The following is a 13,346-nucleotide window of genomic DNA, read 5'->3' as shown; positions in this document are numbered from 1 at the left end:
CCGTAAGCGTGAAAAACAACGTTAAAGTGACCAATCCGCTCATTTCCCTCGTCATAAGAGTGAAAAACAACCTTACGCCGAGGCGTTCGCCTCAAATCACTGTTTATTTCGGCGGAGAGGTTGAAAAACAACGTTAACGTGAAGAATTCGCTCGATTCACGTAACATAAGAGTGAAAAACAATCTTAAGCTCGCTCGTCCACCGCCGCCTCTCGCCCTATCGTCCCCAGACCCGCAGCATGTACCCGCCGGCAATCAGACTAATCCCGCCCATGCCTTCGAGGATGACGGCAGAGTAGCCCAAATACCATACGCCCATGAGGGCGGTTAAGGCAAAAAGCCACAGGCCCAAATACATGAGCGGCTTGCCGAGCAGGAGTCCGACTTGTACGAATCCAATCGCGAGGACGAACGCTCGCAGGACTGGTGCAAACAGTGGCGTGACGGCGCCAATGGCCTCCAGCAGCGCGATAGCTGCGATGAGCAGCACGCCTGGCAGCAGCAGCAGCGCAGGGTGGCCCCAGCCGCTCTGCTCGGCGGAAGCATCCTTCCGGAAATCCTTCCGCAGGCTCCAGATTTGAACCAAGCTTGCTATAACGGCCGTGATAAAAGCGGCTTGTTTTAACCAATCCAGATCACGCCAGTAGATCGCGAAATCCATGATCGCGCTGAACATCCATTCCGCGCCCCAGATAAATAACAGCGGAATTAAGGCATGAGCTTGGCTAAGCCAGGCTTTTCTTTTGGTGGCCAAATCAGTTTGTTTCGTGTTTTGCATACATTCACCTCTAGTTTTATGTTCCGCACTTCTCGTATAATGGATGGAGACATGTCCATTCAACCATTATAACTGGAACGTGCCCCATAGAGAAGGAGAGCTCATGTACAGCGAAGAACAAAAGCGATATTTTTCCACTAATTTACTGAATTGGTATCATACACATAAACGTGATTTACCTTGGCGAAGAAGTAAAAACCCTTATTATATATGGATTTCGGAAGTCATGCTGCAGCAAACAAGGGTGGATACGGTGATTCCGTATTTTCATCGTTTTATTGATCAATTTCCAACCGTTGAAGCTTTGGCGACAGCGCCGGAGGAAAATGTGTTGAAGGCTTGGGAAGGTCTGGGCTATTATTCGCGCGCAAGAAATTTGCAAACGGCAGTCCGCGAGGTTCACGAGCGTTATGGCGGCATCGTTCCGCAGACGAAAGAGGAGATCTCTTCCCTGAAGGGTGTTGGACCCTATACGTCTGGAGCGGTGCTAAGTATCGCATATAATAAGCCAGAACCAGCTGTAGATGGCAACGTGATGCGGGTTTTATCGCGCTATTTTCTCATTGAGGAAGATATTATGAAGCCCTCGACGCGAACCGTCATGGAGAAGCTGGCGCGTGAACTAATCCTCGATGGAACGGCTAGCGATTTCAATCAAGCGCTGATGGAGCTAGGGGCTATGGTATGTACGCCTCGTTCGCCGCACTGTTTGACGTGCCCGGTGATGGCGCATTGTTCTGCGCGGGATGCAGGGATGGAAGAGGCGCTGCCGATCAAGAAGAAAGCCAAGCCGCCGCGTCCTGAGCTGCGAGCCGTGGCTTTGATAGAGGGTACGGGTGAGAATGAAGGGAAATGGTTGATCCGGCAGCGTCCGCAAGAGGGCTTGCTCGCTCGTATGTGGGAACTGCCGCATGTAGCTTGGGAGCCTGGCGACTGGCTTTCCGATGAAGAAAATGGTCATGTGCTGCGCCAAAGCCTCGCCGATCAAGAGCAAATTCTAATTCAGCCCGATGAGTGGTTTATGGATACGGAACATATTTTTAGCCATATTGTTTGGAAAATGAAAGTATACCGCGCCAAGCTGGGCGATGTGAATCGGCCAGGACATGAGGGAGCATGGATTCCTTTCCACTATCGCTGGGTAGGACCGGAGGATCTGCAGCAGTATGCTTTTCCGAATGTATTCTTGCGAATCATGAAAGAATGGCAGGAGCGGGACGCGGAATAATAATTTGTGTGAAGGGTTATGGTCGTATCTTTTTGCAGCATTGCAGCATTGGGAATGCTGAAGGAATTCTTAGACAAGGCCGTAGACGTTTAGCTATTTTATAGCAGAATCGCATAGGGGCAAGGGGATTGTTGATTTGGCATCGAAGAGTTGTCCAAGTGCCTCGCGCGGAGGGAACTACAGTGCGCTATTCCAGCCAAAAGTGCCATTATAGCAAGCTTGAGGGAACTACAATACGCTATTTTGTTGTTTGATGCGAAATTCAGCGCTTTTCGTGGAAATAAGACCCTGTAGTTCCGCTTGCGCCATAGTACCCCTGCTATTTGCCTAAATAGCGTCCTGTATTTCCCTTAATAGAATTGGCCCTTAATAGAATTGGTCGCTTTGAAGAAGCTCCATCTCGGATCCCGGCCATGCTAGAGGGTGAGCGATACGCTGAGAATAAGGCAACAAAATAAGTATAGAACCTAGCCGCAGGCTAGGTTTTTCGTGCGAATTGTATGTCTAACGAATTTCATTCTTAATGGCATCTACATTTCGTAGAGTGATTAGCTTTTTATCAATCTGAATGCATTCATCGTCGAGGAGTTCCTGCAGAACTTTGGTAACCGATTCACGGACAGTGCCCACCATATTGGCAATCTGCTGATGGGTCAGTTTGACGTTAATCAGAAGTCCATCCGATGTTGCCACGCCATGCTGCTCGGAAAGTCGAATAATGGTCTTCATAATGCGGGATCGTACCCCGAGGAAAGTTAGATCGTAGATTTGCTCATTAGCCTGACGAAGTCGGTTCATGGTTGTTTCAAGCAGCTTGAAAAGGAGCTTCGGGCTCTTTTCCATGTATTGACTGAAATCAGAGTGCTTCAATATATAAAGCGTGCATGCTTCTAGCGTTTCGGCGGTGGCAGAACGGGTTTGATGGCTGCCGATCAAGGACATTTCCCCGAAGAAATCGCCATCTCGAAACAAGGCAAGGATAATTTCTTTGGCTTCATCCAACCGATAGATTTTGACGACACCGGATTTAATGAGGAAAAATTCTCCGCCAGCATCTCCTTCGAAGAATAGAATGCTGCCTTTCTTGACCTTTTTTTCCGTGAATAAAGGCGCAATTCCCAGTAAGTCATCTTCGGTGAGCTGTTGAAATAAGGGAACATTGTGAAGCAAAGAAATGATGGTTTTCATTATGCATTCATCTCGTTTCGGTCATATTCAACGACCAGCTGCTCGCTAATTTCAGCTTGACCATATCTATATCGTACAGCTTTCCAGCAGTTGCGTAAAGAACTTATCCCGTCAAAAAAAGCAAAAGAACCTCAATCCCACGAGGGGTTGAGGTTCTTTGCGATCAACGCTGCTTATTTCGCTGCGTCGTAACGGTTGCCAACTTCAGACCAGTTCACAACGTTCCAGAACGCTGCGATGTAGTCAGGGCGTTTGTTTTGGTAGTTCAGGTAGTAAGCATGCTCCCAAACATCCAGACCAAGAATTGGCGTTTCGCCTTCGAAGATCGGGCTGTCTTGGTTCGGCAAGCTGTATACTTTCAATTTGCCAGCTTTGTCAACAGCTAGGAAAGCCCAGCCGGAACCAAAGCGTGTAGTAGCTGCTGCAGCGAAGTCAGCTTTGAATTTCTCAAAACCGCCAAGCTCGCTCTCGATAGCTGCTGCCAAAGCGCCAGTAGGTGCTCCGCCAGCGTTAGGTGCGATTGTTTCCCAGAAAAGGGAGTGGTTCGCGTGTCCGCCACCGTTGTTGCGAACAGCAGTGCGGATATCTTCAGGAAGGCTGTTCAGGTCAGCGATCAGATCGTTAAGGGATTTCTCGTGCAAAGCTGGGTGTTTGTCCAGAGCTGCATTCAAGTTTGTTACATATGCATTATGGTGACGGTCGTGGTGAATTTCCATTGTTTTTGCATCGATATGTGGTTCTAGTGCGTCGTTTGCGTACGGAAGAGCTGGTAGTTGATGTGCCATTGTATAAATACCTCCTAAATTTATGTAGTTTCATGTTCATTATGAAGGAATTTCGATAATAAAGCAACATGTATGTTTACTAAGTCAGACACCGCGCCGCTCAATTTCCTGAATAATTTGATTGTGGATATGAGTGCCTTGCTCATTGAGCCAAGGAGATAAATCACTCATTTGCCGGTGATTGAAGTGCAGTTCGATCTCCGTCCACTCACTGGGTTTAACGGAAGTTAATTCTTGGAAATCTCGTATATTTCGCGGATAGCCTGAAGAGGATTCCTCTTGGTTGGACAATAGTCTCACCTCGCATTCATCCTATACAATCCGAAATTTTGCGATCTTTTATGCATCATCCACATCATTTATTTCAGTCGGTTCGATTCTTAGGAACAGTCGGAAGACTAACCTCTACTGTAGTACCCTTATTCTCCTTGCTCATAACCGTAACAGTGCCATGGTGATTTTCAATGATCTTTTTGCTCACCATGAAGCCAAGACCCGTTCCTTTTTCCTTTGTTGTGAAGAAGGGTTGACCCAGTTTAGCTAAAATATGTTCAGGAACCCCGCATCCATGGTCAATAAAACGCAGCAGGATTCTGTCGGTATGATTGCTTTTGAGATGGATGAACAGGTCTCCCCCGTGAGGCATGGCTTCGATCGCGTTTTTTATGAAATTGATACACACTTGTTTCAGTTGATTTTCGTCACATTGAACGTAAGTGTTACAGGGCTCGAATTCCATTAGAATTTGAACATTATTCATATTCGCCTGGGATTCCAACAATGTTGTGACTTGGCTCAAAAGAGCACGAAGATCCTTGCACTCGGAATGAATTAACTGCGGTTTGGCCAAGATCAGCAGCTCACTGAGAATCATTTCGATGCGCTCAATCTCGGAAGAGACGATGTCGTAATACATTTGTTTCTCTGATTTGCCTGATCGCATGAGGTGCATGAAACCTTTGATCGCCGTAATCGGGTTACGGATTTCGTGGGCAATTCCTGCAGCAAGTTGACCTGCGATGGTTAGTTTCTCTGAGTTGATTAATAGCGCTTCCGTTTGCTTGTGGGCTGTTAGGTCTCTCAATGTAACCGCCCAACCACTAAGAATGCCAGACTCATCCTGCATGGTAAACAACGAAACCATCACGGGTAGTTCGCCGCCGTCTTTCTTCTTTCTGACTGTTTCGAGGTAATAGGGCTGCCGTTGTTCAAGAGCCTGAAGGCAGCCTGGCCTAGAAGCTTCGGGAATAAAAGGGAAATCGAAGACATTGACGCCAACAATCTCAGAGGATGTCCAGCCGAATGTTGTTTCAAAGGCTAGATTAATTTTCACCACGTCATAGGCCAAATTAATCATCATAACGGGATCGATGTTGTGATCGATGAATGACTCAAGTCTTTCTTTGGTTGCGCGCAACTCAGCTTCAGCTTGCTTGCGAGTGGAGATATCCCGGCCAACGCCAACGACCTGCGCGATATTTCCTTGCTCGTCGCATATCATTTTGACTGTAGTCTCGAACCAAACGTAATGTCCTTCATTATGGCGAACACGACATTCTAAGATATCAACATCGCCATTCTTAAACAGCCCATTTTGCAAGAAGTCATCAAGATCATCGGGATGCCAGAGGTTCGTTAATTTGGTTCCGACCATTTCTTCTGGTTCATATCCAAGCAAACGTCGAACAGCCGGAGATATATAACGGGTTATACAGTCCGGTGTGGCAATTGATATGATATCCTGCGCATTTTCCGAAATAATGTGCGACAGAGCTTGGCTTTCTATATGTTTGTGGTCGGTTTGATCGATAACTTGGGCAATTAGAAATTGTGGATTATTTTCCTCATCCTTAACAAGTGAAACGGCTAATAAAGCCCAAATGACATGTCCTTCTTTATGAAAATATCGTTTGACCATTTGATAGGATTCTCTTTGGCAAGCAAGCAATTCGGACAAATAAAGACAATCGAGCTCCAGATCTTCCGAATGTGTCATGTCGTGAAACGTCATTGTGAGTAATTCGGCATCCGAATAGCCAAGTATGGAACAGATCGCAGGGTTGGTTATTAGCACAGCGCCATTCAAATGTACGAGAGCCATGCCAATCGGCGCATACTTAAAAGCTTGTTTAAATAAAGATTCGTTTGCTAATCTATGGTCAATGGGCATGATGAACGACCTCCGGTTAAGTGCGTAGGACTCTAGATTCCTTGAAGGTTTCTATCCGTTATGTCGTTTTTCCTGCAATTGCTTATATATAAACCCCAAATTCCAGTTAAGATGGAAATTGGGGTTCTTTTATTTTTGGAAAGAAGTTAGCAGCAGTTCAATATTCGCTTTGGCATAGCTGATATGCTTATTATCCCGCGACAAGCGGCTTGCCATGATGCCGCCTTCGATGGCGGAGAAAATAAAGGAAGCCACAGACTCAGCAGGGAGGTCGGTTCGGAACTCACCTTCAGCAACGCCCTTCAGCAAAATGCCCTGGATGAAACCGAGCATTTGCTCATAAGCGCCCAACGCTCGCTCGCGCAGAATGGGGAAGGAATGGTCGCTTTCTACCGCTGTATTGAGAAAAGGGCACCCGCCTTTCAGCGGCGGATTATGAACGGTATCGCTGTAGACATCACACATTGCGATAACTTTACCCGTTGCCGTAGACGCACCCTCAACAGCCTCGGCGAAATGTCTCCAAAGCACTTGTCCCGCATAGGCGAAAGCTTCGAGTGCAATCTCATCTTTATTAGCGAAGCTGCGATAAATGCCGCCCTTCGTTAGGCCTGTTGCTTTCATGATATCTTGTATAGTCGAACCTGTGTAGCCTTTGTCGTTAAAGAGCTCCGCAGATTTCATAATAATATGCAGTCGGGTTTGTTCACCTTTGCGCATGCTCAGTATCCTTTCACAGAGACATTAACACTCTCGTAATATTGTAACATTTTATAAGTGAATCATAGCATAGATTATTGTACAATAAAAAAGACCGTACGGTTCGGTCTCAAAAATAAAAAGGGGAGAGCATCCAATGGCGAAACAGGCTACATCGAAAAAGAACTACATATATCCGCTTGTACTGACCGTTTTAATCCTTTATATGGCTTATGTAACGTTGATGAATTTATTCGTAGATCCGCAAGCAACGGTATTTTTGAGTCGCAAAATCGATTTGAAACGTCCTATGAATCTACCCATTTGGTTGGATGTCATGCATATCCATGTAGGCGCCGCTTGCCTGGCTATGTTGACAGGGATCCTCAACTTCTCGCAGACCCTTTTGCGCAGCGCGCGCAAATTTCACAGGGTGAATGGCTATCTTTATGTTATTGCTGTGTTTGTAGTTGTCCTAACTTCGGGGTATATGGCGCCTTATACGACCGGCGGGAAAATAAATAGTGTGGCTTTCAACCTGGTGAGCATGGTCTGGTTTGCTATGACGATTGCAGCCATTGTGCAAATTAAGCGCAAGAACATCATCAAGCATCGCAAGTGGATGGTTCGCAGCTATCTCTTCTGTTTCACGAATTTGTTCATACATCTCATCAGTTTCATCCTCTATGAAGGCGCTGGTTTAAAGTATGAATTAAGCTACACCATGGGGGTCTATGGAGCCATCCTGCTTAACTTTATTTTGGCTGAATTAGTGATCCGCTTTGTGTATAGAAAGACTCCGAACGTGGCAGTTCAAGCGAACAGAAAGGAGCTATAGGATGTATATACAAATTGTATTGTTTGATGGTTTTGATCTGCTGGATGCGATCGCTCCTTATGAAGTGTTTTGTGCAGCTAACATGTACACAGGGGGAGACTTGAAGGTTGAACTCGTTACAGCAGAAGGCGCCAGGCTCGTAGCCAGCGGCATCAATGGGCTGCAGATTCCCGCCAGCGGCATGCTTGATCCAAGCATAGCCGATCTCATTGTGGTGCCTGGCGCATCAGGCGCAGTTCTCGGCGATGGCGAGGATAGCGTGCCCGCAATTCTAGGGAGGGCTGCGCAAACCAAGTTAACAGACTTGATGCGGGAAGCCATGCAGCTCGGGGATTTGACGGTTGTAACGGTCTGCGGAGGCTCGCTGTTACTCGCGTTGGGCGGCTTGCTCGAAGGGCGTCATGCCGTGACGAACCATCTGGGGATGGATGCTCTGGGGGCCACGGGGGCGATTCCCATTGCTGCAAGGATTGTCGACGATGGCAATCTCGTGACAGGCGGCGGTGTGACATCGGGACTCGATGTTGCCATCTATGTGGTGGAGCGCCAGCTTGGGCCGCGCATTGCTCACGCCGTGGAATCGCTGTTTGAATTTGAACGGCGAGGCACGGTTTGGCGCAATAAGGGGCTGCCACTGGCAAGCGAAGCCATGAATCTAGAGGCGCCTTCCGCGGAGCATCGCTCAGACGAATCCCTTCGTCCTGGTCAGGCTCAAGAGGAGGCAGCGCTGGATTTTCTCTTTGATGGAAGATGGAGCACGGTGATCGCTACGCCCCTAGGCAAAATGCCGGTCATACTGAGCATTGAAACCAGTAATGGTCAGATTACGGGAGAAGCGCAGCAAGGCAGTGAAGTTACCGCGTTCCAAGATCCAGTCCGCATGGGGAACCAGCTCTCATGGTCGCAGCGGGTAACGAAACCGATGCGCTTGAACTTGAAGTTCGAGGTAACGGTCGAGGGGGACCGTATGACAGGCACTGCCAAGGCAGGCTTACTGCCGGCTTCCCGGTTAGTCGGAGAGCGATTATGACTCCGCGAATCTGATGCGAAATTTCTAATATCTATCCAAAGATGATAAAATAAATTTATCAAGTGAGGTTGTCGGATGAACATCATCGTGGGGTACGCAGTTATTAAGCATCAGGAGGTTTACAACAATGGCGTTTTCATGGAAACGAAATCTCATCACGTTATGGATCGGTGTCTTTTTCTGTGGGATGGCTTATACGATCTCTATTCCTTTTTTACCTATTTTTTTGCACACAGAACTCGGCATTAATAAAGGGCTTGAAGCATGGTCAGGTATTACATTCGGCATCACCTTTCTGGCAAGCGCCCTAATTGCTCCTTACTGGGGCTCCTTGGCGGACAAGTATGGCCGTAAACCGATGTTGATTCGCTCTGGTTTCAGTCTTAGTGTGCTTTATTTTGCGACATTTTTCGTACATGACCCTTATCTGTTTCTGGGTGTGCGAATTCTTCAAGGACTGCTGGCTGGTTTTGTCCCGGCTTCCATTGCATTAATTGCTACGAATACGCCGGAAAAAGAAGTCGGCTATGCGCTGGGCGTCATGTCAACTGCAAGCGCCGCCGGAAGTGTAATTGGTCCGTTGGTGGGGGGATTCGTCAGCCATTGGGTGGGCAACCGGGAATCGTTCCTCGTCTCTGGCTGTGTCGTCTTGGTTGCAGCTTTCATTGGGCTCTTTGGAGCCAAAGAAACCAACTTTAACCGCTCGGCTGCGCGATCAGGCGTGGTGGATGACTTGAAGTCGGCTGCGCATAATCGGCCTTTCATGATGATTCTCGGCGTTACCATGCTGGTAGCGACCTCGGTCATGATCGTGGAGCCGCTGCTGACCATCTACGTGCTCCAAATGGGCGGCAACCAAGGCTCGGCTTCGCTCACTTCAGGGATTATTTTCTCTGCGGTAGGCATCGCGACCGTGATTGCAGCGCCGAGATGGGGGAAGCTCGGCCAAAAAATCACCTACTCCAAAACCCTGTTTATCGGCCTGCTGGGCGGCGGGATAGGGAATCTCTTGCAGCTAGGCACCCATCATTTGTTGGCTTTTGGCATACTGCGGTTTAGCTACGGGCTGTTTTTTGCAGCCGTGTATCCCGCTTTAAACGCGCTTATCGTGAAATTCACCGATCCCAGCTTTCGAGGCAGGGCGTTTAGCCTGAATCAATCGGCTACACAGCTAGGGACGATGAGCGGGCCGATCATCGGCGGTTTCCTGGGCGGCTGGATTGGAATCCCGCTTGTTTTTGCGGTCAATGGTCTGGCGCTCATCAGTGTCGCGTTTTTCTTCAAGCATCGCGGACCGAAGGTGAACGCTGTTCCTTCAGCAGAGTGAATTGTCACTTAGCGGAACGCAGCGCTATCCCGTTCCGCCCATATAGGATTTAAGATGAGGTCGTCCTTCAGGGACGGCTTCTTCCGGTATGTTAAGCGAATGTTTTATTAAAAAATTGAATAAGCTGTTAACGGTTACTCAAGGAGCAAATCCTAGGTATTTAGTGACATAAAAAACGTGTGAAAAGCATGAAATTTGTTGAAAACGCTTGCAATTAAGCGCTTTCAAGAGGAAATGTGAAAAAAACAAAGATTTTTGTGAATTTTAACACATTTTCAGCAGGATTCCGTACTTTTTTGTCGTATTTACTAATTTACCAGAAAATTAATCCTAACAATACTAGGGGATTGGGAGAGAACCGTATGCATGTTCGTTCATTTCAACTTGGTGATACTTCTTCCGTGACAACACTCTTGCAGGACGTTTTATCGGAATCCTGCTATGAAGAAACGATGGAAGCATTTGCTCGTCAACTTTCTTGGGATACGGAACTTGTTCTTATCGCTCAAGAAGAATCGCAGATTGTTGGCATCATTATCGGGACCATCGATAACAACAACGGCTACTATTACCGCATTGCAGTTGCCACAGAGTATCAACGTAAGGGTATCGGCAAGGCCTTGATCGAGTCCATGAAGATAAGGTTCCTCCAACGGAACGTGCACAAAATTATGGTAACGGTAGACGTCCATAACGAAATGGTACTACCTGTGTATGAGTCAGCAGGTTACAGCACATCTGATTTTTCACGGGCCGCACATCGTCTTAGTATTGTGAAGAAAGTCAGCGTCTAACGGATTGTTCGGAAGCTCGTTTAGTTGAATAGATTTGGATCGAGGGAAGCATATCGGTGCCGCCATTGCATTTGGGGGTCAGATATGCTTTTCTATATAATAAGGAACTTATCGCCAGCTATCAACGGAGGAGCTTTGAGACATGGATAACTTCGCGCCTTATGTGATAAAAAGCTTCAAACATGATGGACATCTTCACCGGATGTGGCTGACGAATTGGCGGGTTCCGCAGCATATTCTGCATGCCGCTCATAAGCAGCAAGATATGATGGTTTTTATCAACAGCCAGACCAAAATTCAGGAAGCTGACGGCAAGGAATGGGTAAGCCGTATTCCAGGCGTTTCTTTCTTCATTCCCAAAATGTGGTTTAACATTGTAGCTCTAATCGAAGAAGCAGGCGTTAGATATTATTGTAATGTGGCTTCTCCCATGTATGTCATCCAACAAGTTTTAACGTATATCGACTATGATCTTGATGTTATACGCATGCCGGACCGTTCTGTGCATATCGTGGATCAAGATGAATATGAACGTCATAAGCTGAATTATCATTATTCGCCGCTTGTCGAAAGGAAAGTCAAGGAAGGGCTTGCCGCAGTTCTCGAACTGGTGAATGCAGACAAGCCTCCTTTTCAAGATGAGATGGTGCTGTATTACTATGAACAGTGGGAAAAGCATAAGAACGGAGGAGCATGAATGAGCTTCTTTGTAGGGCGGAATGATACGAATAAAGCGACTGCTCGGCCCAGACAGGATACGGAGTCGAGAAGCTTCACCCATGAGCTGTGGGATTGGACGAAATCCATTCTCGTAGCTCTTCTTGTTGTCATTCTCGTGCACCAGTTCGGGTTTAACCTCTCGACCGTTCGCGGGAATTCGATGCTGCCTACCTTGCAGGAGGGGGAGTGGCTGTTCGTCAACAAGGCGACTACCTACCTGAAAGCACCCAAGCGCGGCGAGGTTGTTATCCTCAAGGAGTCTAAGGAATTTGCTCTGGCGAAGCACCTTTTCCTGGTGAAAAGAGTTGTTGCCATCAGCGGTGACGAGGTGCAAGGCCGAGCCGGATTTTTGTACATCAACGGCGACAAAGTGGAAGAGCCGTACACAGATACGCCCATAGAAGATGGCGACTTCGGCCCGATCCATATCGGGCAGGGCTGCGTCTTCGTTATGGGCGATAACCGCCATGCGGCGGCAAGCGCCGACAGCCGCAGATTTGGGGCTGTCCCGGCGAGCCTGATTCAAGGCCGGGCCGAGTATGTCCTATGGCCATTCTCGATGGCCGCGAAACTCTAAACGCAGAAGAGAGGTGTGACGAATGGCGGTTCCCACCACCATCGCAGCAGGGACGCCTGCCGATTTCAGCAAGCTGCGGCAAGAGATCGTGGAAGCCGCGTCGTCCCTCGGCATCGACAAGATCGGCTTCACGTCAGCAGAGCCGTTCACGGCACTGAAAGACATCCTTCTCCGCCACCGGGAGAAGGGGTTCGAATCCGGCTTCGAAGAGCCGGATATCGAGAAGCGGGTTCATCCCGAGCTGAGCTTCGACGCGCCGCGGTCGATCATTGCCATCGCGGTAGCGTACCCGTCGAAACTGCCGAACCCGCCCCGATCCGAGCCTGGGGCTTATCGGGGCATCATCTCGCGCTCCTCGTGGGGGCGCGACTACCATGATGTGCTTCGCGACCGGCTCGCGAAGCTGGAGGCTTTCATCGCGCAGCGCGTGCCGGATGCGCGGTTGATGAGCATGGTCGACACCGGTGTCCTGGTCGACCGGGCCGTGGCCGAGCGCGCAGGGATCGGCTGGAGCGGCAAGAACTGTGCGGTCATCACACCGGAATGGGGCTCGTGGGTGTATTTGGGCGAAATGATTACGAATATTCCGTTTGCATCCGATACATCTATTATGGATCAGTGCGGGGATTGCACGATCTGCATAGACGCCTGTCCCACAGGGGCGCTAGTTGGCCCAGGGCAGTTGAATTCAAGCCTCTGCATCTCCTTCATTACACAGACCAAGGGGTATGTCGATGACGCGTTTAAACTTAAAATTGGCAATCGTATCTATGGCTGTGACACCTGCCAAATCGTTTGCCCTAAGAATAAAGGGATGAATTGGACACATCAGCCTGAACTGCAGCCTGACCCGGAGAAAGTCAAGCCGCTGCTGGTTCCATTGCTCACCATGACGAACAAGGAATTCAAGGAACAATACGGCCGTATCGCCGCCTCCTGGAGAGGCAAGAAGCCGATTCAGCGCAACGCGATTATCGCCCTTGGCAATTTCAAGGACGTGTCGGCTGTGCCGATTCTAAGCGAACTGCTCCTGTCCGACCCAAGGCCTGAGATTCGGGCAACCTGTGCATGGGCGCTGGGGCGGATTGGCGGGGAGGAAGCCGAGGCTGCTCTGGCTAGAGCCCAAGCCAAGGAACAGGAGTCCGCTGTTCTGCAGGATGTGGAGAAAGCTGTGAAGGCAATGAGCAGGTCGAAACTGAATAAAATGGAGTGA

Annotated in this window: 15 protein-coding genes; 8 read left to right on the top strand and 7 right to left on the bottom strand. The window is 48.6% G+C overall.

Features of this window, described 5'->3' with window-relative positions:
* Positions 1 to 216: 216 nt before the first annotated feature.
* Entirely contained in the window at positions 217 to 777 is a 561-nt protein-coding gene (locus IEY34_RS23690) for a hypothetical protein (protein ID WP_189015784.1), read from the bottom strand.
* A gap of 103 nt (positions 778 to 880) precedes the next feature.
* Between IEY34_RS23690 and mutY the strand changes: the two genes are divergently transcribed.
* Positions 881 to 2,005, top strand: a complete 1,125-nt coding sequence (mutY, locus tag IEY34_RS23685; RefSeq protein WP_189015782.1) for an A/G-specific adenine glycosylase — start codon at positions 881 to 883, stop codon at positions 2,003 to 2,005.
* Between the two features lie 504 nt (positions 2,006 to 2,509).
* Here the strand turns inward: mutY and IEY34_RS23680 are convergent.
* The 5 genes from IEY34_RS23680 to IEY34_RS23660 form a co-directional block, all read right to left on the bottom strand.
* Positions 2,510 to 3,193, bottom strand: coding sequence for a Crp/Fnr family transcriptional regulator (locus IEY34_RS23680; RefSeq protein WP_189015780.1), 684 nt, complete (start codon positions 3,191 to 3,193; stop codon positions 2,510 to 2,512).
* 173 nt (positions 3,194 to 3,366) lie between these two features.
* Positions 3,367 to 3,978 (bottom strand): superoxide dismutase, encoded by a 612-nt coding sequence (locus IEY34_RS23675; RefSeq protein WP_189015778.1) that lies wholly within the window; start codon positions 3,976 to 3,978, stop codon positions 3,367 to 3,369.
* An 84-nt stretch (positions 3,979 to 4,062) separates the two neighbouring features.
* The gene (yfhS, locus tag IEY34_RS23670) at positions 4,063 to 4,278 is read right to left on the bottom strand and encodes a mother cell protein YfhS (protein ID WP_189015855.1); all 216 of its coding nucleotides are present in this window, start codon (positions 4,276 to 4,278) and stop codon (positions 4,063 to 4,065) included.
* A gap of 64 nt (positions 4,279 to 4,342) precedes the next feature.
* Positions 4,343 to 6,148, bottom strand: a complete 1,806-nt coding sequence (locus tag IEY34_RS23665) for a PAS domain-containing sensor histidine kinase (protein ID WP_189015775.1) — start codon at positions 6,146 to 6,148, stop codon at positions 4,343 to 4,345.
* Positions 6,149 to 6,277: 129 nt separating this feature from the next.
* A complete protein-coding gene (locus IEY34_RS23660; RefSeq protein WP_189015773.1) occupies positions 6,278 to 6,868 on the bottom strand; it encodes a TetR/AcrR family transcriptional regulator in 591 nt (196 codons plus the stop codon).
* Between the two features lie 136 nt (positions 6,869 to 7,004).
* On the opposite strand from IEY34_RS23660, the gene IEY34_RS23655 reads away from it, so the two are divergent.
* From IEY34_RS23655 to lepB, 6 genes are all read left to right on the top strand, one after another.
* Positions 7,005 to 7,685, top strand: coding sequence for a DUF2306 domain-containing protein (locus IEY34_RS23655; RefSeq protein ID WP_189015771.1), 681 nt, complete (start codon positions 7,005 to 7,007; stop codon positions 7,683 to 7,685).
* A 1-nt stretch (position 7,686) separates the two neighbouring features.
* Positions 7,687 to 8,715 (top strand): DJ-1/PfpI family protein, encoded by a 1,029-nt coding sequence (locus IEY34_RS23650; protein ID WP_189015769.1) that lies wholly within the window; start codon positions 7,687 to 7,689, stop codon positions 8,713 to 8,715.
* Between the two features lie 127 nt (positions 8,716 to 8,842).
* On the top strand, positions 8,843 to 10,042 hold the full coding sequence (locus tag IEY34_RS23645) for an MFS transporter (RefSeq protein WP_189015767.1): 1,200 nt from the start codon (positions 8,843 to 8,845) through the stop codon (positions 10,040 to 10,042).
* 362 nt (positions 10,043 to 10,404) lie between these two features.
* The gene (locus IEY34_RS23640; RefSeq protein WP_189015765.1) at positions 10,405 to 10,836 is read left to right on the top strand and encodes a GNAT family N-acetyltransferase; all 432 of its coding nucleotides are present in this window, start codon (positions 10,405 to 10,407) and stop codon (positions 10,834 to 10,836) included.
* Between the two features lie 142 nt (positions 10,837 to 10,978).
* The gene (locus IEY34_RS23635) at positions 10,979 to 11,533 is read left to right on the top strand and encodes a DUF402 domain-containing protein (protein WP_189015762.1); all 555 of its coding nucleotides are present in this window, start codon (positions 10,979 to 10,981) and stop codon (positions 11,531 to 11,533) included.
* Positions 11,534 to 12,133, top strand: a complete 600-nt coding sequence (lepB, locus tag IEY34_RS23630) for a signal peptidase I (RefSeq protein ID WP_189015759.1) — start codon at positions 11,534 to 11,536, stop codon at positions 12,131 to 12,133.
* On the opposite strand, the gene IEY34_RS36945 is transcribed toward lepB, so the two are convergent.
* Entirely contained in the window at positions 12,101 to 12,298 is a 198-nt protein-coding gene (locus IEY34_RS36945; RefSeq protein WP_229757816.1) for a hypothetical protein, read from the bottom strand. The two genes, lepB and IEY34_RS36945, sit on opposite strands and share 33 nt — an antisense overlap.
* On the opposite strand from IEY34_RS36945, the gene queG reads away from it, so the two are divergent.
* Positions 12,222 to 13,346: a tRNA epoxyqueuosine(34) reductase QueG gene (queG, locus tag IEY34_RS23625; RefSeq protein WP_229757815.1), complete on the top strand. Its 1,125-nt coding sequence runs from the start codon at positions 12,222 to 12,224 to the stop codon at positions 13,344 to 13,346. The genes IEY34_RS36945 and queG overlap by 77 nt on opposite strands.

Origin of the sequence: Paenibacillus marchantiophytorum, from assembly GCF_014640555.1 — a bacterium.
Lineage (GTDB): Bacteria > Bacillota > Bacilli > Paenibacillales > NBRC-103111 > Paenibacillus_E > Paenibacillus_E marchantiophytorum.
Note: the sequence above shows the minus strand (reverse complement) of the source record. Positions and strands in the feature narration are given on the sequence as shown.

Bases quoted from the DNA above. Each gene is read 5' to 3' on its own strand.
- IEY34_RS23690 (WP_189015784.1), bottom strand. From the start codon at position 777: ATGCAAAACACGAAACAAACTGATTTGGCCACCAAAAGAAAAGCCTGG.
- mutY (WP_189015782.1), top strand. From the start codon at position 881: ATGTACAGCGAAGAACAAAAGCGATATTTTTCCACTAATTTACTGAAT.
- IEY34_RS23680 (WP_189015780.1), bottom strand. From the start codon at position 3,193: ATGAAAACCATCATTTCTTTGCTTCACAATGTTCCCTTATTTCAACAG.
- IEY34_RS23675 (WP_189015778.1), bottom strand. From the start codon at position 3,978: ATGGCACATCAACTACCAGCTCTTCCGTACGCAAACGACGCACTAGAA.
- IEY34_RS23665 (WP_189015775.1), bottom strand. From the start codon at position 6,148: ATGCCCATTGACCATAGATTAGCAAACGAATCTTTATTTAAACAAGCT.
- IEY34_RS23660 (WP_189015773.1), bottom strand. From the start codon at position 6,868: ATGCGCAAAGGTGAACAAACCCGACTGCATATTATTATGAAATCTGCG.
- IEY34_RS23655 (WP_189015771.1), top strand. From the start codon at position 7,005: ATGGCGAAACAGGCTACATCGAAAAAGAACTACATATATCCGCTTGTA.
- IEY34_RS23650 (WP_189015769.1), top strand. From the start codon at position 7,687: ATGTATATACAAATTGTATTGTTTGATGGTTTTGATCTGCTGGATGCG.
- IEY34_RS23645 (WP_189015767.1), top strand. From the start codon at position 8,843: ATGGCGTTTTCATGGAAACGAAATCTCATCACGTTATGGATCGGTGTC.
- IEY34_RS23640 (WP_189015765.1), top strand. From the start codon at position 10,405: ATGCATGTTCGTTCATTTCAACTTGGTGATACTTCTTCCGTGACAACA.
- IEY34_RS23635 (WP_189015762.1), top strand. From the start codon at position 10,979: ATGGATAACTTCGCGCCTTATGTGATAAAAAGCTTCAAACATGATGGA.
- lepB (WP_189015759.1), top strand. From the start codon at position 11,534: ATGAGCTTCTTTGTAGGGCGGAATGATACGAATAAAGCGACTGCTCGG.
- IEY34_RS36945 (WP_229757816.1), bottom strand. From the start codon at position 12,298: ATGTCTTTCAGTGCCGTGAACGGCTCTGCTGACGTGAAGCCGATCTTG.